The sequence below is a fragment of the Mucilaginibacter sp. SG538B genome (genome assembly GCF_013376065.1).
Lineage (GTDB): Bacteria > Bacteroidota > Bacteroidia > Sphingobacteriales > Sphingobacteriaceae > Mucilaginibacter > Mucilaginibacter rubeus.
The window spans coordinates 343,110-364,220 of sequence record NZ_JABMJI010000006.1 but is presented as its reverse complement, the minus strand read 5'-3'; the positions used below and the strand labels follow the sequence as shown (position 1 = coordinate 364,220).

22 protein-coding genes are annotated in these 21,111 nt (G+C 43.7%); 6 read left to right on the top strand and 16 right to left on the bottom strand.

The annotated features are described in order from the left end of the window. Positions 1-393 precede the first annotated feature (393 nt). Positions 394-1,371, bottom strand: coding sequence for a type I glyceraldehyde-3-phosphate dehydrogenase (gene gap, locus FHW88_RS27140; RefSeq protein WP_176628693.1), 978 nt, complete (start codon positions 1,369-1,371; stop codon positions 394-396). 13 nt (positions 1,372-1,384) lie between these two features. Further along, the gene (locus FHW88_RS27135) at positions 1,385-2,413 is read right to left on the bottom strand and encodes a GlxA family transcriptional regulator (RefSeq protein ID WP_176628692.1); all 1,029 of its coding nucleotides are present in this window, start codon (positions 2,411-2,413) and stop codon (positions 1,385-1,387) included. Between the two features lie 435 nt (positions 2,414-2,848). Here FHW88_RS27135 and FHW88_RS27130 point away from each other — a divergent pair, with 435 nt between their 5' ends. Then, a complete protein-coding gene (locus FHW88_RS27130; RefSeq protein WP_255485460.1) occupies positions 2,849-4,345 on the top strand; it encodes an AAA family ATPase in 1,497 nt (498 codons plus the stop codon). Positions 4,346-5,178: 833 nt separating this feature from the next. Here FHW88_RS27130 and FHW88_RS27125 read toward each other — a convergent pair. The 9 genes from FHW88_RS27125 to FHW88_RS27085 form a co-directional block, all read right to left on the bottom strand. Beyond that, positions 5,179-5,334 carry a hypothetical protein gene (locus FHW88_RS27125; protein ID WP_175490082.1) on the bottom strand — a complete coding sequence of 52 codons (156 nt, stop codon included), beginning with the start codon at positions 5,332-5,334 and terminating at the stop codon, positions 5,179-5,181. Positions 5,335-5,362: 28 nt separating this feature from the next. Continuing rightward, positions 5,363-6,547, bottom strand: coding sequence for a tetratricopeptide repeat protein (locus FHW88_RS27120; protein WP_176628691.1), 1,185 nt, complete (start codon positions 6,545-6,547; stop codon positions 5,363-5,365). A 743-nt stretch (positions 6,548-7,290) separates the two neighbouring features. Further along, positions 7,291-7,926: a Crp/Fnr family transcriptional regulator gene (locus tag FHW88_RS27115; RefSeq protein ID WP_176628690.1), complete on the bottom strand. Its 636-nt coding sequence runs from the start codon at positions 7,924-7,926 to the stop codon at positions 7,291-7,293. Between the two features lie 9 nt (positions 7,927-7,935). Then, positions 7,936-8,244 (bottom strand): rhodanese-like domain-containing protein, encoded by a 309-nt coding sequence (locus FHW88_RS27110; protein ID WP_176628689.1) that lies wholly within the window; start codon positions 8,242-8,244, stop codon positions 7,936-7,938. 27 nt (positions 8,245-8,271) lie between these two features. Beyond that, a complete protein-coding gene (locus FHW88_RS27105) occupies positions 8,272-8,457 on the bottom strand; it encodes a DUF2892 domain-containing protein (RefSeq protein WP_176628688.1) in 186 nt (61 codons plus the stop codon). Next, complete coding sequence (locus FHW88_RS27100; RefSeq protein ID WP_176628687.1) at positions 8,454-11,678, bottom strand: efflux RND transporter permease subunit; 3,225 nt, start codon at positions 11,676-11,678, stop codon at positions 8,454-8,456. The genes FHW88_RS27105 and FHW88_RS27100 overlap by 4 nt, the downstream gene beginning before the upstream one ends. Before the next feature lie 4 nt (positions 11,679-11,682). Next, on the bottom strand, positions 11,683-12,789 hold the full coding sequence (locus FHW88_RS27095) for an efflux RND transporter periplasmic adaptor subunit (protein WP_176628686.1): 1,107 nt from the start codon (positions 12,787-12,789) through the stop codon (positions 11,683-11,685). A 9-nt stretch (positions 12,790-12,798) separates the two neighbouring features. Further along, complete coding sequence (locus FHW88_RS27090; protein ID WP_176628685.1) at positions 12,799-14,142, bottom strand: TolC family protein; 1,344 nt, start codon at positions 14,140-14,142, stop codon at positions 12,799-12,801. 594 nt (positions 14,143-14,736) lie between these two features. After that, complete coding sequence (locus tag FHW88_RS27085) at positions 14,737-14,988, bottom strand: hypothetical protein (protein ID WP_176628684.1); 252 nt, start codon at positions 14,986-14,988, stop codon at positions 14,737-14,739. A 157-nt stretch (positions 14,989-15,145) separates the two neighbouring features. On the opposite strand from FHW88_RS27085, the gene FHW88_RS27080 reads away from it, so the two are divergent. The 3 genes from FHW88_RS27080 (at position 15,146) to FHW88_RS27070 (ending at position 16,243) form a co-directional block, all read left to right on the top strand. Next, positions 15,146-15,358 carry a hypothetical protein gene (locus FHW88_RS27080; RefSeq protein ID WP_139160041.1) on the top strand — a complete coding sequence of 71 codons (213 nt, stop codon included), beginning with the start codon at positions 15,146-15,148 and terminating at the stop codon, positions 15,356-15,358. 191 nt (positions 15,359-15,549) lie between these two features. Next, the gene (locus FHW88_RS27075; protein ID WP_176628683.1) at positions 15,550-15,747 is read left to right on the top strand and encodes a hypothetical protein; all 198 of its coding nucleotides are present in this window, start codon (positions 15,550-15,552) and stop codon (positions 15,745-15,747) included. A 13-nt stretch (positions 15,748-15,760) separates the two neighbouring features. Further along, positions 15,761-16,243 carry a hypothetical protein gene (locus tag FHW88_RS27070; protein ID WP_176628682.1) on the top strand — a complete coding sequence of 161 codons (483 nt, stop codon included), beginning with the start codon at positions 15,761-15,763 and terminating at the stop codon, positions 16,241-16,243. Positions 16,244-16,406: 163 nt separating this feature from the next. Here the strand turns inward: FHW88_RS27070 and FHW88_RS27065 are convergent, their stop codons facing one another. Genes FHW88_RS27065 through FHW88_RS27045 form a run of 5 tightly spaced genes read right to left on the bottom strand, consistent with a single transcriptional unit; the run spans position 16,407 to position 19,776 of the window. Beyond that, entirely contained in the window at positions 16,407-17,192 is a 786-nt protein-coding gene (locus tag FHW88_RS27065) for a hypothetical protein (protein WP_176628681.1), read from the bottom strand. 4 nt (positions 17,193-17,196) lie between these two features. After that, positions 17,197-17,505, bottom strand: coding sequence for a hypothetical protein (locus FHW88_RS27060; RefSeq protein ID WP_176628680.1), 309 nt, complete (start codon positions 17,503-17,505; stop codon positions 17,197-17,199). 11 nt (positions 17,506-17,516) lie between these two features. Further along, positions 17,517-18,695, bottom strand: a complete 1,179-nt coding sequence (locus FHW88_RS27055) for a hypothetical protein (protein WP_176628679.1) — start codon at positions 18,693-18,695, stop codon at positions 17,517-17,519. 8 nt (positions 18,696-18,703) lie between these two features. Further along, a complete protein-coding gene (locus tag FHW88_RS27050; protein WP_176628678.1) occupies positions 18,704-19,063 on the bottom strand; it encodes a hypothetical protein in 360 nt (119 codons plus the stop codon). After that, positions 19,060-19,776 carry a hypothetical protein gene (locus FHW88_RS27045; protein ID WP_176628677.1) on the bottom strand — a complete coding sequence of 239 codons (717 nt, stop codon included), beginning with the start codon at positions 19,774-19,776 and terminating at the stop codon, positions 19,060-19,062. The genes FHW88_RS27050 and FHW88_RS27045 overlap by 4 nt, the downstream gene beginning before the upstream one ends. Positions 19,777-20,053: 277 nt before the next feature. Between FHW88_RS27045 and FHW88_RS27040 the strand changes: the two genes are divergently transcribed. Both FHW88_RS27040 and FHW88_RS27035 read left to right on the top strand, forming a co-directional pair. Beyond that, complete coding sequence (locus FHW88_RS27040; protein WP_090533136.1) at positions 20,054-20,695, top strand: response regulator transcription factor; 642 nt, start codon at positions 20,054-20,056, stop codon at positions 20,693-20,695. Positions 20,696-20,737: 42 nt separating this feature from the next. Beyond that, a complete protein-coding gene (locus FHW88_RS27035; protein WP_090533138.1) occupies positions 20,738-21,103 on the top strand; it encodes a hypothetical protein in 366 nt (121 codons plus the stop codon). The last annotated feature ends 8 nt before the right edge of the window (positions 21,104-21,111 follow it).

Below are 21,111 nucleotides of genomic sequence, written 5' to 3'. Positions count from 1 at the left end.
GAATGGGGCTGTCATAGCAGGAAAAATGATGAGTACAGGCCGACACCCAGATAAACAATATTAAGGCCTTGCAAGACTGGAAACACTTGAATATTACCCAAAGCTACGTTCAGCCTGCCCGCCAGATTATTTCCGCTATGACGGTATTGCCGCACTGAAACAGCCGTACCACCCCCTGACTGTCTTTTTGCAGGAACTAAAAGCCGCGACAAGACGCCGCTTTTAGTTCCTGCAGATTTCGATTGGCCAGGTTACGCGTGAGCGTGTTCGGCTATTCAATCTGCACGGCGTCAGGATGGCAAAAGCGCTCCCGTTCATCGGATGATCAGCAGTTTTCCAGTGTCACTGGGTCGTCCCTGACTACGGATAACAAATCATCTGCCATAACAGAAATCATATCAGGGAAACCAATTCTGCAATCCGGTTGGATATGCCCACCTCATTATCATACCAGGCGACAACCTTAACCAGTTTGCCCATGGCTTTTGTCATTCCGCCGTCCACGATCGACGAATGGGTGTTGCCTAAGATATCAGCGGAAACAAAAGGCTCTTCGGTATATTCCATGATACCTTTAAGCGAGGTATCGGCGTAACGTTTTAAAACGTCGTTTACCTCAGCCGCTGTCACTTCCCTATCCAGGTTGATGGATAGATCAACGATCGAACCGTCGATCACCGGTACGCGATAGGAATAGCCATCCATCTTCCCCTTCAAACTCGGCAGTACATTCCCGATGGCCTTTGCCGCCCCGGTCGTGGTCGGGATGATGGAATAAGCCGCGGCCCGCGCACGGCGCAGGTCTTTATGCGGCGCATCCTGCAGGTTCTGATCAGCTGTGAAAGCATGAACAGTAACCATATAACCCGATTCGATACCAAATTCATTATCCAGCGCCAGTAGTACAGGCGCGATACTGCCGGTGGTACACGACGCGGTAGAATAGATCTGGTCGCCACCGATTAGTTCATTATTTACGCCGTGCACGATGGTCTTCACGCCACCGGTAGCCGGTGCCGTGATCAAGACCTTCCTGGCTCCTGCATCAATATGCGCCTGCGCCGCCGCTTTGTCCGTGAACCGGCCCGTTGATTCGATCACCGCATCAATACCCAATTCGCCCCAGGGCAATTTCGTGGGGTCCTTTTCCTTAAACATCCTGATATTTTTACCATTAGCTTTTAAAGTATCGCCTTCCGTGGCCACCTCCGCGGGGAAGCGGCCATGTGCGGTATCATATTTTAAGAGATGCGCAAGCGTTGCCACATCCGTCAGGTCATTGACGGCCACAACTTCTACGTCAGGGTGAGATTGCAGCGCGCGTAAAGTCATCCGGCCTATGCGACCGAAACCATTGATAGCTATTTTCATGTTATATTATTTTTTATGAAATGAGTAATTCTGCGATACCCGCATCTTTCAAGGCCGTCCGGAAAGTCCGCCGGTAATCAGAAGGCGTCACATTAAGGTGCCGCAAAAAGGTACGCCGCATCCCTACCAGGTTAACCAAGCCGCAACGTTCAGCTATTCGTTCTAAAGGTATATCCGTATCTTCTAATAATTTACGGGCCGCTTCCACCCTTTGCTTTTCAATAAATTTCGCAGGTGGAATACCCGTATGTTTATGAAATACACGGGTAAAGTTCCGCGTGCTCATGTTAAAATGATCCGCCATACCGGCTACATCCAACGGCTCATGCAAACGATTCTTTAACCAGTGCTGTACCTTCGCACCGATATTCTCGGCTTCATATACGGGAAGCAGGGTACCAAATTGCGACTGAAACCCCGGCCGGCTCAAGTAAAAGACCAGCTTACGGGCTACCCGGATGGCAACTTCGCGCCCATAATCTTCTTCCACCATGGCCAAAGACAGATCAATACCGGAGGAAACACCGGCGGAAGTATAAATATTGCCATCCTTAACAAAGAATTGGTCGCCTGCTACCTGTATTCTTGGATAATCTTTTTGAAGGTGCATGGTCCGTTCCCAATGGGTGGTCGCTTTTTTACCATCCAGCAAGCCTGCCTGTGCCAACGCAAACGCCCCGCCACAAACCGAAGCGATACGCCTGATTTTACAAGTATCTATTTCGCCCAGCCACCGGTGGAACCCGGCAAAGCGATTTATACCGTCCGCACTACGATCATTCCCTGCAATGATCAGCGTGTCGATGGGTTGAACGATCTCCAAAGCGTAATACGGACAATGAATTTCGACGCCGGTGCTGCCTGTCAATTTACGATCGGGGACAGGCGCCGCGATCATCACCTCATAACCCGCCGGTAAACCGGCTGCCGTTAAACAACTGTTCGCATGGGTAAACACATCTGACGGTCCTGCAAAGTTTAGCAACATATTGCCGGACATCACCACGATAACGATCCGCTTTTGCTCAGCCTTTGTTTCCATACCTCAAAGTTAGGCAGGAAACAACCTGTCTCAAAGGACATAAATTAATCAATTTGAGCCATATCAACCCGCCTTTTTAACAAAGTATATTGCACCTTTTTAACAAAACGCCGCACCGGCGATCAACCGAACTTTGGTTTCAAAAGCCCCCTGGTTCCGGTTTAGCCCCATGAGTACCTGCGCATACCGGTAGCTAAGCCGCGGATTTAATTCGGCAACGCTTTTGTAAGCCAATTCAGCATACTTGAAAAATTTTAAGCATAGGTCCTCCAAGCTGTCAAAAACCTATCTGATTAATGCAAAATGCGAAGCCCGGAAACCCTATATCTACAAACATTAGCCCAATATCATACTCAGCCATAACCATCTTTTTAAATGGACTTGTGGCTGATTATGTGTTTTTATAATTAGCCACAAGTATTTATATTTGCATAGTTGTGGCTGATTATAAAGAATACGATTTGCTCACAAGCATGGAAAATCAAAGTTAAAATAGAAGTGAAAGAAGTTATCGGTCGTATAGAAGAACAGCTTATACTCGGGCAGGCTTTGCAATCTAATGAAGCTGAATTGATAGCTATATTTGGCAGAAGGCGAGTTGGCAAAACCTATCTGATCCGAAAATCCTTTCAAAAACATATTATTTTTGAATTTTCTGGTGTCCATAATGCAACATTAAAAGATCAGCTAATAAATTTTAGCAACACATTGGCTGAAAGGATGCAATTACCTATCCCTCCAGCTATTCCAAGTAACTGGACACAGGCTTTTCAAATGCTTAAAAACTATGCAGAGCCGCTATTAAAGAAAAACAAATGTGTTATTTTCCTGGATGAGTTCCCCTGGTTAAGCTCGGCCAAATCTGGCTTTTTACCTGCGTTTGAGTTTTTTTGGAACTCATGGGGAACAAAACAAAACAACCTGGTTCTTACCATTTGTGGATCAGCAGCATCATGGATGATCCAAAAAGTAGTAAACAATAAAGGCGGCCTACATAACAGGATTACAAAGAAACTACGGTTACTTCCATTTACACTTGCTGAAACAAATGAATATTTGCGACACAACAATATAAATCTGGACCATTATCAAATTGCACAGCTATATATGGCTATGGGGGGCATCCCACAATATTTGAAAGAAATTTCGCCGGGACAAAGCGCAGCTCAGAATATCGACCGGATTTGTTTTACAAAAGATGGCATTTTGCAAAATGAGTTTAATAATCTGTACCAATCGCTATTTGCCCAAGCAGATAAACATATTTCTATTGTAAGGGCGCTTGCCAATAAACCATCAGGTTTAACACGCAAGGAAATTATTGCAGAATGTGGTTTATCTACAGGTGGAACGGCTACCTTGCTATTGGAGGAACTAACAGAATCGGGCTTTATTTCCGCCTATTTGCCATTTGAAAAAAACGTACGCGACAGCATTTATAAATTATCGGATGAATATTCAAGATTCTATCTTAAATTCATAGAAAACAGCCGTGCAACTGGTGCTGGAACCTGGATAAAGCTTTCTACAAGTTCTTCCTGGCGAAGTTGGAGTGGTACAGCTTTTGAAAGCGTTTGCTTAAAGCACATAAAACAAATTAAAGCGGCGTTGGGGATCGCCGGGGTTTATACCGAAGAGTCGGCATGGCGATATGTTCCGGGTAAAGGCCAGCCAGGCGCACAAATTGATTTACTGTTTGATCGTCAGGATTTCTGTATCAGTATTTGTGAAATGAAATTCTCAAACTCAGTTTTCACAATAGATAAGGCTTATGCGGCAGATTTGGTGCATAAAAAAGATGTGTTTAAAAACAAGACTAAAACTGCCAAAACATTATTTATTGTCATGGTTACGACCTTTGGCACACAAGATAATAGCTATAAAATAGGACTTGTACAAAATGATATCAAACTAGAAAGTCTGTTTAATTGATATAATTCCTAAATCGCGCCAAAACTGATTTTTTTATGGTTTGGCAATATTGAAAGCCTTATCCATAGTTAATTTACCTAAGCAGTTACAAAAAAATCAGGTTACATAATTGGATTTCCCTTAACAGTAACTGTCGGGTCGCTAGATTTTTGAAAAGCCTGCTAATTTAGGTAAGACAATAACTTATGCAAAAAATGCACAACATCAATAGGCATTTCTATAACAGAAAAAATGCGATTGCTGTTGTATTGAACCACCGAGAATTCCTTGGGCGCTGCTCCTAAGATATAAAAAATTGGACTTTAATCCATATGACAACTATTATCCCATTCTTGTCTTTTATTTCATTATTTCATATCAGGTGTTCGCAATGAGTGTATAAAATAAGTTATTAGGAATATGAATTGACCATAAAAACTTTTTTACTATCTTCGTAACACTATCGGTAAAGGTCGATATGTGTTTATTGAACGATTCATTGAGTAGCTTAAACACCGCCTTACAAGGAATTAAAAATCAAGGGTTTACATACACAGTTCGATTCCCGCTCTGAGTACTTAGACAGAAATGCAAGTTTGTGATAGTTTGACTATCACAAACTTGCATTTCTTGTTTTAAATAATCTTGATTGCACTTTCTGATAAGGTGGCTTTGATTAAAGTATTAATTCGCTAATTATCAAGTACTTATAATGTCAAAAGTGTTTAACTCCCTTTCTCCCCTTTGTTGTTAGTCGAACACAAGCAACTTTTTGATTATCAATAATTTATACTATTAAACTTTTTAACAATCCCGTGCACTTTGTAATATTGGGCATTGAACACCTCAGTTCATTATAAACCAATCTCTTTCTTAATTATCTTGACAATTATCTCTACAACTTTATTTACCAAGGCTTCTTCGCTGCCTGCATACATATTTCTATCTAAAACTTTCTTTTTTATTGGTCGATCTGCTATTCTTTTGGCTTGTCTCTTTGCTGTTTTCATAAAGACTGTAAAGACAATCTTTAAGCCATTATTTTACACCAAAAAGTTGATCATCAATTTTATTTTTCAGATTTGAATTTAGCTGGATAGCTTTTAGGTATTGCTTGCGTGCTTCATTTTTAAGATTCATATCATAGAGTTTGTAGGCATAATCCATATGCTGAACAAAATCAGCAGAATCTCTGCCTTTGAACAATTTTTCATAACCTTTTATAATTGCTTTATCTTTTGAATGCCGGTTTAAAAAAGCTTTATACTCTGATTTATATTCTGTAGAGTGTGGGTTTAAATCAACAGCTTTTTTTAAATATCGTGGTGCGTTGACCGTATCTCTAAAAGTCCGCCATAGAAAAATACCATATTGCTCACATGCATCAGCATAATTGGGATTGATCTTTATAGCCAACTCATATTGTCTTTTTGCGGCTATATTATTGCTGTCGATAATGTATTTATAGACCCTATTGGTAAGATAACCGGCGTATTTAAGATGTATTTCTGCGCTGTTAGGATTAGCTGCTAAAAGACTATCATAATGCGCTTTAACATAAAAAAACTTAACTATTTGTCCATTTGCATGCACTTTATATTTTATATCATTATCCCTTACATCTATAATTAAATTTTTGCTTATGCAACCATCGTCTCCGGAGTAGTACCCTCCTTTTGATCCATCATCTTTTGTATAAGTACCCTGGTGGTGAAAACTGGCAATAGCTAACTCGGAAATTAGTTTTCCATTTTTGTCGATAGTGGCTAAATACTTTTTTGACCCATAACTGTACCCTCCTTGATCGCCTATCTCTTCATAAATAATCGCATTGTATTGAGGCATTGTTACGATTGTACTTATCATGTAGAAACTCCTATCTGCCAAATAATCATCAATAGAAACTTTTTGCATATTTCCTATATCGACGGAATCGGGATTAAGAAACAAATGCTTTTTTATATAATCATTAGACAATCTTTTTTTTCCTTTAAAATAGTTTTTGTTGTTATTTATAAAATCCTCAAATAACCCGTTGTCCTCATTATATCCTCCAACTTCTGCGTCTGAATAGCCAACGCATATCAAAGGTGAATCAATTTTTGCTACAGACGATTTAACAATGGATTTACTGGAAAAAATTTGTGCCGAATTTTTGTTTGCCGCTTTTTTTGGTACTTGATTACATCCAATCAGGAGTAAAAACATTACTACAGCCGGCATGAATGCATTAAAAGGTATGATTGGGCGGCACATTTTATTAAATATTTTGACAAAATTCAGTGGTATGAAGATAGTTATTTTCATAAGACATTTGGTGTTCAAAAAATCCAGCATGTTAAATTCATTGAACACATTAAATAAGAAAAACTATAGCAATTATTCACTTTGATTGCATGATTTTTTTTCCCGATATTTTTGCAGAATCCGCTCTACAATCATCAGGAAGTCATAAATGTGTTCAATTAGCCTCCCGGTCTCGGTACAAAAGCAGCGTAAAATCGCTTAAAAAGCCCTTAAATCAATGATTTAGGGGCTTTTTTTGTTATAAACCCACTCAAAATCCGCAAATAAACAGGGTCATGAGGGGATCAAGCAGAAAAATTGTGGGGGAATAAAAAAAGTGTTTGCTTTGTGGATATAAAACTCAACAGGCATCCACTTGTCATCAGCATACGAAACCCTCGTCCGTTTAATCCTACCAGAAGGCCTTTTAGACTATTTTGAACTTACAGATGTTCATTCCTCCGAGAAGGGTCAATTGAATATCTATCTTGAAGAAAAGAACCTGGTACCATCAGGTTATGATAAATCACAATTGGAGTCGAAAGGCTTCTTGCCGGAGACAGCAATTCAGGATTTTCCGATTCGTGGCCATAAAGTAGCCTTATGGCTTATGTTTGAATTCTTAGTTTAGTTATTCATCAACAACACATAGAATTCGATACCCGCTTAGTTGCAGGCAATCAGGAATCAAAATCATTTAGCAGTTTAATCTCGTTGCGATATAATAGGATCTTGCCATTATTCTCCAGTATCTTAAGCAAGCGTGAGATCACGACTCTCGATGTAGCCAGTTCGTCAGCGATCTGGTAATGGGATGCTTTAACAACGCTTGAACCCGACAGCCTTTTCTTTTCTTTAAGATAGGCGATCAACCTGTCGTCCAGTTTATGAAATGCGATACTTTCAATAGACTTCAGCATTTCTGAGAAGCGCTCGTTAAAACTCCGCATGATATAATTCTTCCAGCTCGGATAGTTACACAACCACTCATCCAGCTTGTTATGGGGGATGGCGATGATTTGCAGGTCACCTTCGGCAATGGCTTTTACTTCACTTTTCTTCTCTTCCAGGCAACAGCTATAAGCCATCGAACAGCTCTCGCTGCTGGATAGATAATACAATAAAATCTCATTGCCATTATCATCCTTTTTAAGAACTTTTAAGGTGCCTTTAACTACGAGCGGCATCATACGGATATATTTCCCGTAATCCATCACCAGTTCACCGTCTTTGAATGATCGTAACTCGCCAAACTCCTCGATCTCTTTGATCAGGGCCGGTTCAAACTGAAAAACAAAATTAACGGGTTCGTCCATGCTGCTAAGTTAACAGTATTGGGCTACATTATTCCAACTTCCGCCATTGGTCACATTGGTAAACCCGCTTTTTTCAAGTATGAGTTTCGCCTGCCCGCTTCTGCCCCCGCTTTGACAACAAACAATAATGTTCTTTTTGCCCCTGAACATGGCCTGCTGGGAAGCTACCTTATCCAGTGGGATATTGACGGAACCTTTTGCGTGTCCACAGGCAAACTCGGCGGGTGTGCGTACATCTATGATCAAAGCACCTTCTTTGATCAGTTCTTTTAGGTCAACTGCGGGTGAACCACCGAATAATTGCTTAAATAAATTCATGTCCTTATCGTTTAAATTTCAAATAATTCAATTTTTTACGCCGGCTGCTTTCAGGATCAACTCCAACGGGCAGAATCTGGTAAATGCGGATTGCAGAAGGTTTACGCCGACAAATACGCCTAACCAAAGCCAGTTAATATTTACAGTGTAAGCCAGTACTATACTGGTTAAAACTATTGTGCCGGCAACGGCACGAACGATTCTTTCTTTCATGTTTTTTGAATTTTAGGGTTAAGTTTTGTTTTACGCATCATTTTAAAGTAGAGCAAAGGCACCACGATCAATGTCAGGAAAGTGGAGGTGATGGTACCGCCCATTAGTGAGATGGCCAAGCCCTGGAAGATCGGGTCGAATAGAATGATCACCGCGCCTAAAGCCACCGCACCTGCGGTCAATAAGATCGGTGTGGTGCGTACCGCGCCGGCTTCAATGATGGCTTGTTTAAGCGGGATGCCTTCATCCAGCCTGATATTGATAAAGTCGATCAGTAAAATGGAGTTACGTACCATTACACCGGCCAGGGCGATGAAACCGATCATCGAGGTAGCTGTAAAATAAGCGTGCAGCATCCAGTGGCCCAAAACGATCCCGATCAGCGATAGTGGTATTGCGGCCAGCATTACCAGCGGCACCGTAAAGTTCTGGAACCAGCCTACGATCAGGATATAGATCATGATGATCACCACGGCGAAAGCGATACCCAGGTCCCGAAATACTTCGAACGTGATCTGCCATTCCCCGTCCCATTTCAGGCTGTAATTGTCTTCCAAATCGGGTTGATGGGTATATTCCTCTTTCAGCGAGAAGCCTTTAGGAACTTTCACGCTTTTTAAATGATCGGAAACATCGGAGATTGCATATGAGGGACTTTCCAGGGCACCTGCCATATCGCCCAGCACGTAAACCACTTCTTTCTGGTTTTTACGGTAAATGCTTTTCGGCTTGATCTGCCGGATTACAGTAACCAGATCTTTTATGGGCACAGCATTCCCCTGCATACCCATCACTTTTAAATTTAGTACATCGTCTATACTGCTTTTATCGGCATCGCTCAATTGCAGCTTGATGGCGGTTTGGTTATAAGCTGCGGGCTGAGCGATATTACCTACCGGCATACCGGATAAGCCGGCGTTAACCGTCGCAGCTATCTGTGCGGCGGCTATACCATAACGCATGGCTTTTTCTTTATTCACTTCAATATGGTATTCGGGCTGGGCGTCTTCAACCATCCAGTCCACATCCACCACATTGGCGGTTTTGTTCATCAGGTCTTTTACCTGCCGGGCAACTTTGATCTGTTCCTTATAGTCGGGCCCGTAAATTTCGGCCACTAAAGTAGAGAGCACCGGAGGGCCTGGCGGCACTTCTACGATCTTCACATTCGCATGGTATTTCGCAGCGATGGCTTGTATCGGGCCGCGCATTTCTTTGGCGATACCGTGACTTTGGCTACTCCGATCTTTCTTATCCATGAGGTTCACCTGTATGTCGGCCACGTTGTCGCCTCTTCTTAAATCGTAATGGCGCACCAAACCGTTAAAGCTGATCGGTGCTGAGGTACCGATATAGGTCTCATAATTTCTGACCAGTGCTTGCCCGGAAATGTAGGAGCCGATGTCCTTTGCTACTGCCTGTGTTTTCTCCAGCGTAGTGCCTTCCGGCATATCGATCACCACTTGGAACTCATTCTTATTATCAAAGGGCAGCATTTTCACGGCAACTGCTTTGGTGTAAAACATGGACAGCGAGGCAAACAGGATCACCACAGTGCCCAGGATAAATGTCCAGCGTTTCCACCGGGTTTCTAGTAGTGGCTGGATAGAAGAGCGGTATATTTTATAGACCCGGGTTTCTTCCATTAGCTTGGGTTTGTTCTCTTCATGTGCGATGCCGTGCTTTTCTTTCCCACGCAAAAAGATGTAACCGAGGTATGGGGTCCAGGTTAAAGCGACGATCAGCGATAAGATCATGGCGATAGAGGCACCAATCGGCATCGGGCTCATATAAGGCCCCATCATGCCCGATACGAACGCCATCGGCAATACCGCAGCAATAACGGTAAAAGTTGCAAGGATAGTTGGGTTACCTACTTCGTTAATGGCATAGATCGCGGCCTGCAATGGCGGCAGCTTCTTCATCTTAAAGTGCCGGTGCATGTTCTCCGCGATGATAATGGAATCATCCACCACTATACCCGTGATAAATACCAGCGCGAATAGTGTTATACGGTTAAGCGTATAGTGCATAAAGTAATAAGCGAACAGCGTAAGGGCGAAGGTTACCGGTACTGACAGAAATACCACCAGGCCACCGCGCCAGCCCATGGCTAGCATCACAAACACCGTTACGACTATGATGGCGATAAACAGGTGAAGCAATAATTCACCTACTTTATCCGACGCGCTTTCGCCGTAATTTCGGGTAACGGTTAAGTGCACATCGTTTGGCAACAATCCGCTTTTTAAATGCTCAACTTTATTTAAGATCTGCTCCGATAACTTCATCGCGTCCGCGCCTTTCTTTTTGGCTACCGAAAGGGTGATGGCCGGGTAATTGGATTTAAAGGCTTGTAAATTTTTAATATCCGCTTTTCCATAACCAAATAGCACATACTGATTTGGTGTTTCAGCGCCTTCTTCAACTTTGGCGATAGATTTCAGGTAAACCGGTTGTTGCTGGTTAATGCCCACCACTAAATTGCCTACATCATCCGAAGAGGCCAGAAAATTTCCGGTCTCAACGGAAAAGGCCGTATCCTTTTGAAGCAGGGTGCCGCCTGGCAATTGCATATTGCTGCCCTGTATCTGTTTGCTGAGAGATAAAAAGTCCACATGGTTCTCCGCCATCTTGTTTTTATCAAGCAATACTTTTACCTCCCTGTTGCGGCCACCAATAATGTTAACATCCGATACATCATTGATCTTTTTGATCTCGTTTGCCAGTTCCTGGCCCATTTGTTTCAGCTGGTAATCATCATATTTATCGCTCCAGAGGGTTAAACCCAATACCGGCACATCGTCAATGGCCCTGGTTTTGATCAATGGCAGTGTAACGCCCTGCGGCATTTTGTCCATGTTCTTCATCAGTTCGCTGTACAGCTTCACTAACGAGCGTTCCACGTCTTCGCCGACATTGAACTGCACAATCACCATCGCTTGTCCTTGCATGGAGGTAGAATATACGTATTCCACCCCTTTGATATTCGAGATCATTTTCTCCATCGGAGCGGCAACTTTCGTTTCTACATCTTTTGGTGACGCGCCGGGATACCCGATAAATATATCGGCCATCGGCACCTGTATCTGGGGTTCTTCCTCGCGCGGAATTAAGAACGTACTGTAACCGCCGATGAGTAAAAAGGCGATCATTAACAGTATGGTTAATTTCGATTGTATGAATGCCTTCGCTATATTTCCTGCAAATCCGTCTTTCATATCCTTATTTTATTTTAACAGCTACGCCGTTGTATAATCTACCTTCCGCGCTCACGATGAATGGTTCATTCGCAGCCAGTCCGCTTAATACTTCTACCTGGTTACCCTGCGTTCTTCCAAGCCTTACCCAGCGCAGCAAAGCGGTGTGGTTGCTGCCAATGGTATACAATCCGGTTAATTGGTCTTTATACTGAACGGCAGCTAACGGCACCATGACCTGATCACTTACATTGGTTTTTACTGGCTGTGTAACCGGGATAGTCACATTGGCGTACATACCGGCGAACAAACCTTTCTTTTCGTTATCCGGAATAGTTGCTTTGATCAGGTACTGGCCGCCGCTGTTCTCTGAAGACTGACTGATCTGTGCTATTGTTCCTTTGATTGATTTATGAATAGCGTCGATATTTATTGTTACCGGTGTATTTTCCTCTATCAAACTGATCTCACTTTCAGGCACGGAGGCCCTTACCTGGTAACTGCGGCTTTGTTCAATGGTCAATAGCGGCATCCCAGGGCTGGCCATGCTGCCGGCGTCCACCATTTTCTGAGTAACTGTGCCGGCAAAAGGAGCGGTCAGGTTAGTATAGCTCAGCATGGCGTTTACTTCCCGGCGTTGTTGTTTCGCCGCTTCTAATCTCGCTTTGGCCGAATGGTACTGCAGTGTAATATTGTCCAGTTCTTTGGCTGAGGCGCTTTGTTGTTTATACAATGCGGTAAAGCGGTCATAATCTTTTTGCGCGTTTTGGTATCCGGCGTTAGCTTCGGCAATCATTGCATCAACTTGTGCTCTTTTGGCCAGAATGTCGTCATTGCTGATTGTAGCCAATGGCTGGTCTTTACTAACGCGGTCGCCAACCTTGACATCAATCTTTGTAATATAGCCCATTACCCTGGTGCTGATATTAGCTGTTTGACCAGCTTCTATCTGCCCGCTTACAGTCAGTCCTTGTTTTGCATCGGCCAAAGGTTGGCTCACCGTAACCAGTATTGCCGTATCTGCACTGGTGGCTGTGTCTTTTTTTTCATTGAAAGAACAGGAACTAATGACCATTAAACCGATACCGATTAGTAATTGCAAAGCCCTGTTTTTATGGATAGGTAAGCTCATATCTGATGGTTATTTGGTGGTGGTAGTTGTTAATAATTGTATATAAGCGCGGGTAACGTTGACAGTAAACTGCGCTTGAGCTAATGAAAACTTTAATTGGGATAACTGGGTGTCGGCAATCAGCACATCGGTGGTGTTGACCAGTCCTTGCTGGTAACGGTTCTGCAATATTCGCAGGGCCTCGGTAGCTTGTTCTATGGCAGCCTTATCCTGATCCGCTTCAAAGCTGGCATCAGAAAGGTCGCGGTAAGCTTTATCCAGCTCCGTTTGGCTCTGGTCTTTTTGCTGGGCTAACTGCACCGAAAGCTTATCTCGTTCTAGTTTTTGGGAAGCGATGACATGTTTGGTTTTATTCCCGTAAAAAATATTCCACGATAACTGAATTCCAACCAAATACGCATTTGCGCCGAAACCGGCTAAGCGACTGTCGCTATATTGAAAACTACCAAACGCATTCAGTTTAGGCAGGTAATTCATCTGGCTGGATTTGATCATCAGTCCGGATGCTTCAATGGCTCTTTGCATGGCCATAAAATCAGAACGGGTAGCAAAAACCTTTTGCGTACTATCTATAGCCGGCAAGTTTGTTTCCGGTTGATCAACAAGGCTATAAGCTTTTCCGGTAGGCTGCCCCATTAACAAGCTGAGGTAATCAGACGCGTTAAGGATGCTGCTTTTGGCTTTTGCCAAGCTACTTTCAACTGCCGTTACATGAACCTGGGCATTCAATAAGTCTGACTTTTGGATCAATCCCTGCTTGAAGTGATTGTCGGTGAAAGTATATACCGACTTTGCAGTCTGGCTTGCTTCCGTCAAAACTTTCTCTGCCTGGTAAGCCAGCTGCAGTTGCAAAAATGCTTTAGTGGTTTCGAAAGTAATATATTCCTTAATGCGCTGGGTTTTATATTGGTAAACTTGGGTTTGCTTTTCGGCTCCCTTCCGCATGTACAGCATATCGATATTAAGCAATGGCTGCTTAACCTCCAGCTGTGCCATATAATCCGGCGTTGCAGAAGGATGGTTTAAAAGGGCAGGATTAAAATCATTTTGGGTAATACTGCGTTGCTGTAGTTTAAAACCAAAAGCATTAAGCGGATTGTTGGTGCTCATGACCGCATAGGTGACATCAGCCTGTGGCAGGTAGACCGCCTGGGTCTGGTTGTAATCCGACTCCGCAATACGCTCGTCTAAACCGGCCAGGCGGATAGTTTTGTTGTTGGCTAAAGCTGCTGAAATGGCCTCATTCAGGCTCAACTTTTCGTGAAGGTCCTGGGCTTGCGCTACTGAAAGGAAGCCGGAGAAACCTATAAAGAGGAACAAGCCCGCTTTGATTAAACGCCTTATCGTTTTCATTAATTTATTTTTTTAACAAAAGTAGGTTCGGCTAAAAAGCTAAACGGTAACATTTGTTACCTACGTCGGCAAGTGAATAATCACGCCCCGTAAATTCAGTTTTGTTTAGCAGCAGCACTGATTAAAAGGTGTTAGTTGTTGTATGATCCAACCGTTTTTAGGCATGTCTACCACCAACTCCTTATACGAACTTTCAAAACCACCAAAGAGCAGCGCAGGTAGTTGCGAGCAAAGGTCAAATCAGCGCAAGGGTAGCTTTAGCGATTGGGCTGTACGTTTACGCAAGCATAGCGCATTTTGACCGCTGGCCGAGGCAACGTTGTCGTTCAAGCTTATCTTATATTTGTTGGCCAGCAATCTCCTTTTTAATTCTCCGCATACCTTAGTGTCACCAATGCAGCCAGCCTTAAATGATGTGATGATACTATATTTATGGCTTTGTTTTATCAAAATGAGCTTCTCATTTTAGCTTAAAATCAGTCATGCTTTTTATTCGTTGAGGGTAATGACGGAGACTTTTTTCGGAGGTTGGAAGAGAACAAGTAAAGTCGGTAAACCTACCAATCACAAAGCAATATTTCATGCCACAACCTCTCAAATGTTTAGCGACAGAGATGTACTGACCAGAAAAGTCATTTCCCTGATCATTTTGCTTTCGGCAGTGACTTCCGTTCGTGCGCAGACCATCAATGGTGCTATGCCAAAGCGCTCCAGCAAAAATATCCGTCTGCAAAAAGTGAACTGTGTGCCGGCTTTAAGCGCTGGATCAACCCTTATTTCAGGTCTGTCGCGGACACTTCGGAGCACCGCCCGCGGGTGACCTATTATGTCTATACGGAAGCACATCGTTTACTGCAGGAACAATCAGATTTGCCATGAACGGGCAAGTATTGCTGCCTGGACTCCCGGATACGGCCAAGCCAGTGAAACCGGCGTCTACCAGCAGTCCAATCAGGAGTCTGCGGATATGATTGCCAAGGGGCACTGTCAGGCCTGGATACTTTTGACCTGGTGTACGGACGCAGCCATTCTTTCAGACACCTATACTTTCAATGCGGCGATGGAATACCAGGGACAGAACATCGGTACCGAACTGGCGACTGAAGAACTTTGCCGAGAACTGGCAGGACACGGAAAGCCGGCCGTTACCGACAGAGTGCATATCTGGTGCGGTACCTTTGGGAATCAGTGTAAATACACACATATGCCACCGTAAATTACCGCGGATTGACGAACTGATCATGGCCAGGCCTCCGTTTCAATACGTCAACCAAATTTTGATCAGGATCAAGCCACAACGGTATGAATGACTTTAACTTTGAAGGCACCTGCCGGAATTACCCGGAAGCCCAATGCTCTTCATATTGAGGCTGGAAAACATTCATCTTCACATATTTATGCAAACCTATGGCAACAAACGATCGGCTACGCTACCCCTTTGAACGGCTCGATGAAATCATCGGCACAGCGCTCGTTCCCGGAAGCAGCACCTCGAAACAGATCAGTCTAAAAGATCTGCCCGGCCTGCAACAGCAAATCCGTTCCGAAATCGGAAAGATCTGGAAAAAACCTGAGCGCTCAAACCTTCCTGCTCTTAAGCCATAAAAAGATCGCCGCTATGCTCCCGCAATACCAGGAAAGCCTGGACGAACTTAAATGGCAGGCCATAGTCAACATGGCCGCCTATCCCGAAGACAATCCCCTGAACAGCTTCTTTAATCAGGTCCTCGCGGAACTCGAACAGCTGGACCAGCAATTCCGGCGCCGCTACCGACATTATTTTAACGGCGAGACGGATACTCATAAATCAGCCGGCAGCGGACCGGCAGCGGGGGATCACCAACCTCTTTTTAAAATTACCTGCCGGCTGAGCGTCGACCAGGTCGCTATCCTTTTAAAGGCCGCCGACGAAACCCGGCTGCTGAGCGCCCGTTCGTTCAGCCTTGTTCTCCGCAGCATTACGCCTTTCCTTTCAACGGAAAGAATGCCCAATTTTTCCTGGAAAAGCGCGCGTAGCAGCACCTTGAAAATAGAAGAGCGGGATAAAGCGATAGCTATCGGCACGCTTGAGGAACTGATCAGAAAAATTAAGACCTATTGACGGGCTGCTGCTTCCGCTAAGACTGACGCACTCATCAGGGATGAGTACCTGTCGATTATCAGCCTCATCGTTTGACCGGACTCATGAGCCGGATACTGGAAAACCCGATCCGGATCGCGCTGGCTTATCGCTATAAATGATCTTTGATCCTGTTCTAAAATATCTAATAAATGGGATATTTTAGTTTAAAAGTTTGTACCAGTGTTCCTCTGGACAGGGTATCTTCCCGGCTGATCATTACATATAAATGTCGTTTGGAAGGTTTTCTGAACTTAATTGTACCGGTTGCCGTTGAATCTGCGTAGATGAATGTCGTTTTCAAGTTCAGGCAACAATCATCGGTGATCGTGTCAGTAACCACCTTTTTATTTATAACGGTGTCTGATAACAGCGTAATTTTATTCCAGGAGTTCTTCCGGGAGCTGATCTTCAGTACGATGACCTGGTCTCTCGCGGACACAGTTGAAACTGCATTCAGGGATACGCAAGGTGTCGTTTGCCTTACGACGGGGTTGAACGCGGGTGACCCAAATTGGATGAGTAAACCTATGCTGTAAAGAAAGACGCCTATTGAAGTTAAAATAACCGCAGACTTAAACCGGGAATTACTCCGCTTTATAGCATCATTGAAAGCAGTTTGTATCGAGGCAACTTCATTGGCATAAAAGGATTGCGGAACCGGGAATCCGGCGACCGTTGCCAGCCAATAGGCCAGCGTCAATCCCATAAAACCTAACCCAAGTACCAACAAAGCCCATACATTCCAGTCGCTCTTACCAAAAACGGTCGAACCAATGGTCGTAGCCGTGTAGACACTGAATACCCAAGCGATGGTAGCCTGAAGTTTTTGCACGGCATCTTTTCTGATTTGTGTAGAATTGTATATTTCTTCCGCTCCTATATTCAGCCAGAATATGTCTGAGCTCTGGTTTTGATCGTTAATGGGCATAACATTAAGAACATTTAAGTTGACATTGATTCTTGTGACCTAATACACAGATCAGGGTAAAGAGGTGAACTTCCGATGCCCCTTCTGCAGCTTTTTTATGTATCTGGTAACGCGCCTGTACATCCTGAAAACCCAATTCGCTTTCCATTATCGCATCCAGGTGATTAATACCTGTCATAGCTTCTTTGTCGCCCGGGGTGTTTTCCAGGCGCTCCATCAGATCAGTCCGGATCTGAAACAACGCATTTGTTTTTATACAGGGATCCGAGATCCAATGAGGACATCCCGGGGTAATACATTTGATATTTGGCATATGATATGGGGTTATTTATTCGTTGTACTGTTATCGTCAAGATTCCATTGAATCGACAGAAACCCAAACAGCTTGGGATGTTTAACGTCATATTTTAGGGTAACGGGTAAAGACATTGATTTGGAAAAATGAACCTGAAAAATGGCGTTTGCGTTTACCGTGTTCCTCGCCTCATTAGCATAAGTTTGGCCATGATCCAGCCAGATATCCTCACAGGCCAGTTCAAATTCGAATAAAGGGCTCCCGCCGCCTGACTTATCGTTAATCAATACTTTATTGATGCCCAGGGAAGCCCTCGAAATATTTCGGGACAAGCCACGCTTACTAATTGAATCCTGTAAAAAGATATTGTTTAACTGCAGGTCAACGTTCCATGCTTTATTATGATTTTTACCAAGACCAACGAGGTATTCAAAAGAAATATTCAGGCTGTCGATCTTACCGGTATTCGATCTGTACCGGGAATTGATACCCAGTGTTGCCAGGCCTCTCGAGTTGAGCGCTTTCACCTTGGCATTATAAACCTGTTGCAGGCTATCCAAGAAGGCGCTTTCGTCTCTGTGCAACATTAATGCGGAGAGACTGTCACGCACTGCCAAAAGTCCTTTTGGAAGATCCATCAGATTATTGGAGTCCCTGTATTTATTAATACCGGCAACCAGTTCCTGAACAAGGGCAGGGTCTTCCGTTATTTTGTCTTTATAGATCTTCAATGCCTTTTCCTGAAAATTCCCGATGGCTTTCAGGCCGGATACGAGGATATTAAAAAAGTTAAAATCACTGCTGTCCCGGCGGTTTACGATCGCATATTTGAATCCGCCATTAAATATATTGTAGCTTCGGGAGTTGCCCTTACTCACCCCCAGTTGATATTCAAAATTCCGTTGAAATTTCCCTAACTTACTGTTATAATAATCTGACAAGTCCAATTTCCCGTGTTTAAAAAAATTGGCTGTTCCGAATAACGTAGACTTAAACGTAAATCCGCCATTATTTTCAGTCGTCACACCGGCCTGTACGAACTTTGAAAGCGCTTCATAGCTTATACCCGCTTTAGATGGCCCTTTTTGAAAAAAACGCTCCACTTCAGGATTGAACTTATCAGTGTCAGCCATCAGACTATCTGCCCGACCAAAGGCTTTTCCTGTTAGAAACAGCACAAACAGCGCCATGAGAGAAAGTTTTTTCATGATCTATATCAGTTTAAAGTATATGGCTTAATAAAACTTTTGATGATATTGCCGGAAAAGGAATTATCATCGGCAGTTGTTAACACGTTCCCCCGTGCGTCTGTAACCTCCACTGTGATTTTTCCGCCGTTTGGCGCGCTTCCGGTTACCACAATTATCTGAATACCTGGCGCTTGGTTAACGGTAAATGACTGCGTGTCGCCATCATCAGAATTGATACATTTACCATCATTCCCCATGCTTACGTCAAAAAAGCATATACCGCCTTTCCCATCGTAAAACTTTACAGTGAAGGTGATAGGTCTCAGCCCTATTTCAGCTGTCAATTCCCGGGCAAATCTGTTTTTAGATGTTAAAACTTTATTCACATTGCTTTTAATCCACTGGACCTTTGGCGTTCTTCTCCTTTCCCGCCTGCTGCTATATACGCACGCATGCTGTACTTGAGCGACTGGCCAGTTGCGTATTTTTGCTGCCAGCCGCCGCCTGCGTTAACGTTATAGTATCCGATATACCCGCCGGGCAATAACTCAAAAGCTTGGGTGATATGGTTGCAATAATCATATTGCGTGTTAGGCAGGTTAAAGTTTTGAAACCAGGATGGGAAAACAAAATCGGATACCTGAACGCCGTTGATCGCGTAACTGTAGCGGTCGTCTTCACAGGCATCACAATTTTCGTAAGCGTAAAGGATCCCACCGTTGGCCGAGTTTTCGATAAAAACGGTCAGATTGATATCCGGGTCGCCAAGCATTTCCAGCAATTCATGACTGGCGGTAACGGTCCATGAGTTGCCGTATGCCAAATCCGTACCGGCAAAGACTTTGCCGAGCGGCAAACCTTCATTCGTTAAATCATGATAGCCCAAAGCGCCGGCCTGGTCCGAGTTGTTTAGAATAACCAATTGCCAGCATCCGGCGGGTGCCTGACCGTCAGGATAGAAAGTGACCTCAGCATCGATTCCCCATGCCGGTTCAAAGTGTTCATGTACTTGTATCTGTAAGGCTGTAACTGCTGCGGCAACCTCGTCGTCTGTTAAGCCTGCAAATTGATTCAGGACTGCTATTCTGATACCGTTCATTGTTTAAGTTTTTTAGCGTGAGCAATAAGTTTTGTACAGAACAAATTTAAATCGCTTATAAACAGATAATTAAGAGGAAAAACCCGGTATATAAAACCGGATTTTTCCGGTACAAAAATTTGACAGGAGGTTTTATAATTGTATTCGCTTCAGTAAGAAAAAGGCGGTTAAGCTCTTTGAGGTATAATTTTTTTTGTGCAAATTAGATCGGCTTATGCAGGTATGCAATATTAAGCACAATAACAACCTAACATCGATCTGAATCACAAATTTCCCCATGAAGATAACAGTAGGTATAGCCGATGACCAGCAATTATTTCTGCGGTCATTATCCGGTCTGATCAATTCATTCGATAATTTCGTAGTAGTAGTGGAAGCCTTAAATGGTGCGGAGCTGCTAAGACAGTTAACCACGCTGGATAAGCTGCCCGATATTGTTTTGATTGATGTACAGATGCCGGTAATGGATGGTCCTGCGACAGTCTCCCGGATCGCGGAACGCTTTCCCTTAATAAAAACGGCGGCGTTGTCAATGAAAGAGGATGACCATTCGATACTAAGCATGTTGCGGGCTGGTTGCTCCGCTTATTTGTTGAAAGATGTGCATCCCAAAGAACTGGAAACGGCGTTGCTTCAATTAAGTGAAACAGGTTTTTATAATGGCGACACATTTCGGCTGCATTACCGCCGGCTGTTAAGGAATCAGGAAGAAATGAAGTTTACTGACCGGGAAAAACAGTTTTTGACTTTGGCCTGCAGCGACTTTACCTACAAGGAAATTGCCTCGAAAATGTTTTTATCCGAGAAAACCATCGATGGTTACCGGGAATCGCTGTTCAGCAAATTAAACGTAAAGAGCCGGACCGGAATGGCATTAGAAGGCATAAAATTAGGTCTGGTTGAACTGAAAACTAAGTAATCTTAAAAGAATAAATTATTTTAACCTTTAAATTTTTACATTATGGCTGCTTCTCCCCTTCTGGTTTTCCCATTTGGTGAAACCTTATCCAATCCTGGCAATAATGATAGCGGTGTAAACGCTGAGATCAAAATAGGAAAGGACACTACCGGTACGATCAATTCGGCGGTTCTGACTGTTACAATTCCTATTGATCCCAGATTATTCAGAGTCGTCCCGCCGGACGGCCAGGGTGAGTATAAACTGGCTAAAAATGAAGTCGGTTTTGCCAGTACGGACAAAATGTATTTACCCGAAACGGCCCAGCCCAAAGGCGGGAACGCGCTGTCAGTAACTTTTACTGATCAGCAGGGCTTTTTGAATTTACAGCTTGCGCTTGCCGAACCCAAAAGGGATTATGGCAACTGATCATGTGT

Excerpts from the sequence above, each read along its gene's own strand:
- gap (WP_176628693.1), bottom strand. The coding sequence starts at position 1,371 with ATGAAAATAGCTATCAATGGTTTCGGTCGCATAGGCCGGATGACTTTA.
- FHW88_RS27135 (WP_176628692.1), bottom strand. The coding sequence starts at position 2,413 with ATGGAAACAAAGGCTGAGCAAAAGCGGATCGTTATCGTGGTGATGTCC.
- FHW88_RS27125 (WP_175490082.1), bottom strand. The coding sequence starts at position 5,334 with ATGAAAACAGCAAAGAGACAAGCCAAAAGAATAGCAGATCGACCAATA.
- FHW88_RS27120 (WP_176628691.1), bottom strand. The coding sequence starts at position 6,547 with ATGCCGGCTGTAGTAATGTTTTTACTCCTGATTGGATGTAATCAAGTA.
- FHW88_RS27115 (WP_176628690.1), bottom strand. The coding sequence starts at position 7,926 with ATGGACGAACCCGTTAATTTTGTTTTTCAGTTTGAACCGGCCCTGATC.
- FHW88_RS27110 (WP_176628689.1), bottom strand. The coding sequence starts at position 8,244 with ATGAATTTATTTAAGCAATTATTCGGTGGTTCACCCGCAGTTGACCTA.
- FHW88_RS27105 (WP_176628688.1), bottom strand. The coding sequence starts at position 8,457 with ATGAAAGAAAGAATCGTTCGTGCCGTTGCCGGCACAATAGTTTTAACC.
- FHW88_RS27100 (WP_176628687.1), bottom strand. The coding sequence starts at position 11,678 with ATGAAAGACGGATTTGCAGGAAATATAGCGAAGGCATTCATACAATCG.
- FHW88_RS27095 (WP_176628686.1), bottom strand. The coding sequence starts at position 12,789 with ATGAGCTTACCTATCCATAAAAACAGGGCTTTGCAATTACTAATCGGT.
- FHW88_RS27090 (WP_176628685.1), bottom strand. The coding sequence starts at position 14,142 with ATGAAAACGATAAGGCGTTTAATCAAAGCGGGCTTGTTCCTCTTTATA.
- FHW88_RS27085 (WP_176628684.1), bottom strand. The coding sequence starts at position 14,988 with ATGTGCTTCCGTATAGACATAATAGGTCACCCGCGGGCGGTGCTCCGA.
- FHW88_RS27075 (WP_176628683.1), top strand. The coding sequence starts at position 15,550 with ATGGCAACAAACGATCGGCTACGCTACCCCTTTGAACGGCTCGATGAA.
- FHW88_RS27070 (WP_176628682.1), top strand. The coding sequence starts at position 15,761 with ATGCTCCCGCAATACCAGGAAAGCCTGGACGAACTTAAATGGCAGGCC.
- FHW88_RS27065 (WP_176628681.1), bottom strand. The coding sequence starts at position 17,192 with ATGCCCATTAACGATCAAAACCAGAGCTCAGACATATTCTGGCTGAAT.
- FHW88_RS27060 (WP_176628680.1), bottom strand. The coding sequence starts at position 17,505 with ATGCCAAATATCAAATGTATTACCCCGGGATGTCCTCATTGGATCTCG.
- FHW88_RS27055 (WP_176628679.1), bottom strand. The coding sequence starts at position 18,695 with ATGAAAAAACTTTCTCTCATGGCGCTGTTTGTGCTGTTTCTAACAGGA.
- FHW88_RS27045 (WP_176628677.1), bottom strand. The coding sequence starts at position 19,776 with ATGAACGGTATCAGAATAGCAGTCCTGAATCAATTTGCAGGCTTAACA.
- FHW88_RS27040 (WP_090533136.1), top strand. The coding sequence starts at position 20,054 with ATGAAGATAACAGTAGGTATAGCCGATGACCAGCAATTATTTCTGCGG.
- FHW88_RS27035 (WP_090533138.1), top strand. The coding sequence starts at position 20,738 with ATGGCTGCTTCTCCCCTTCTGGTTTTCCCATTTGGTGAAACCTTATCC.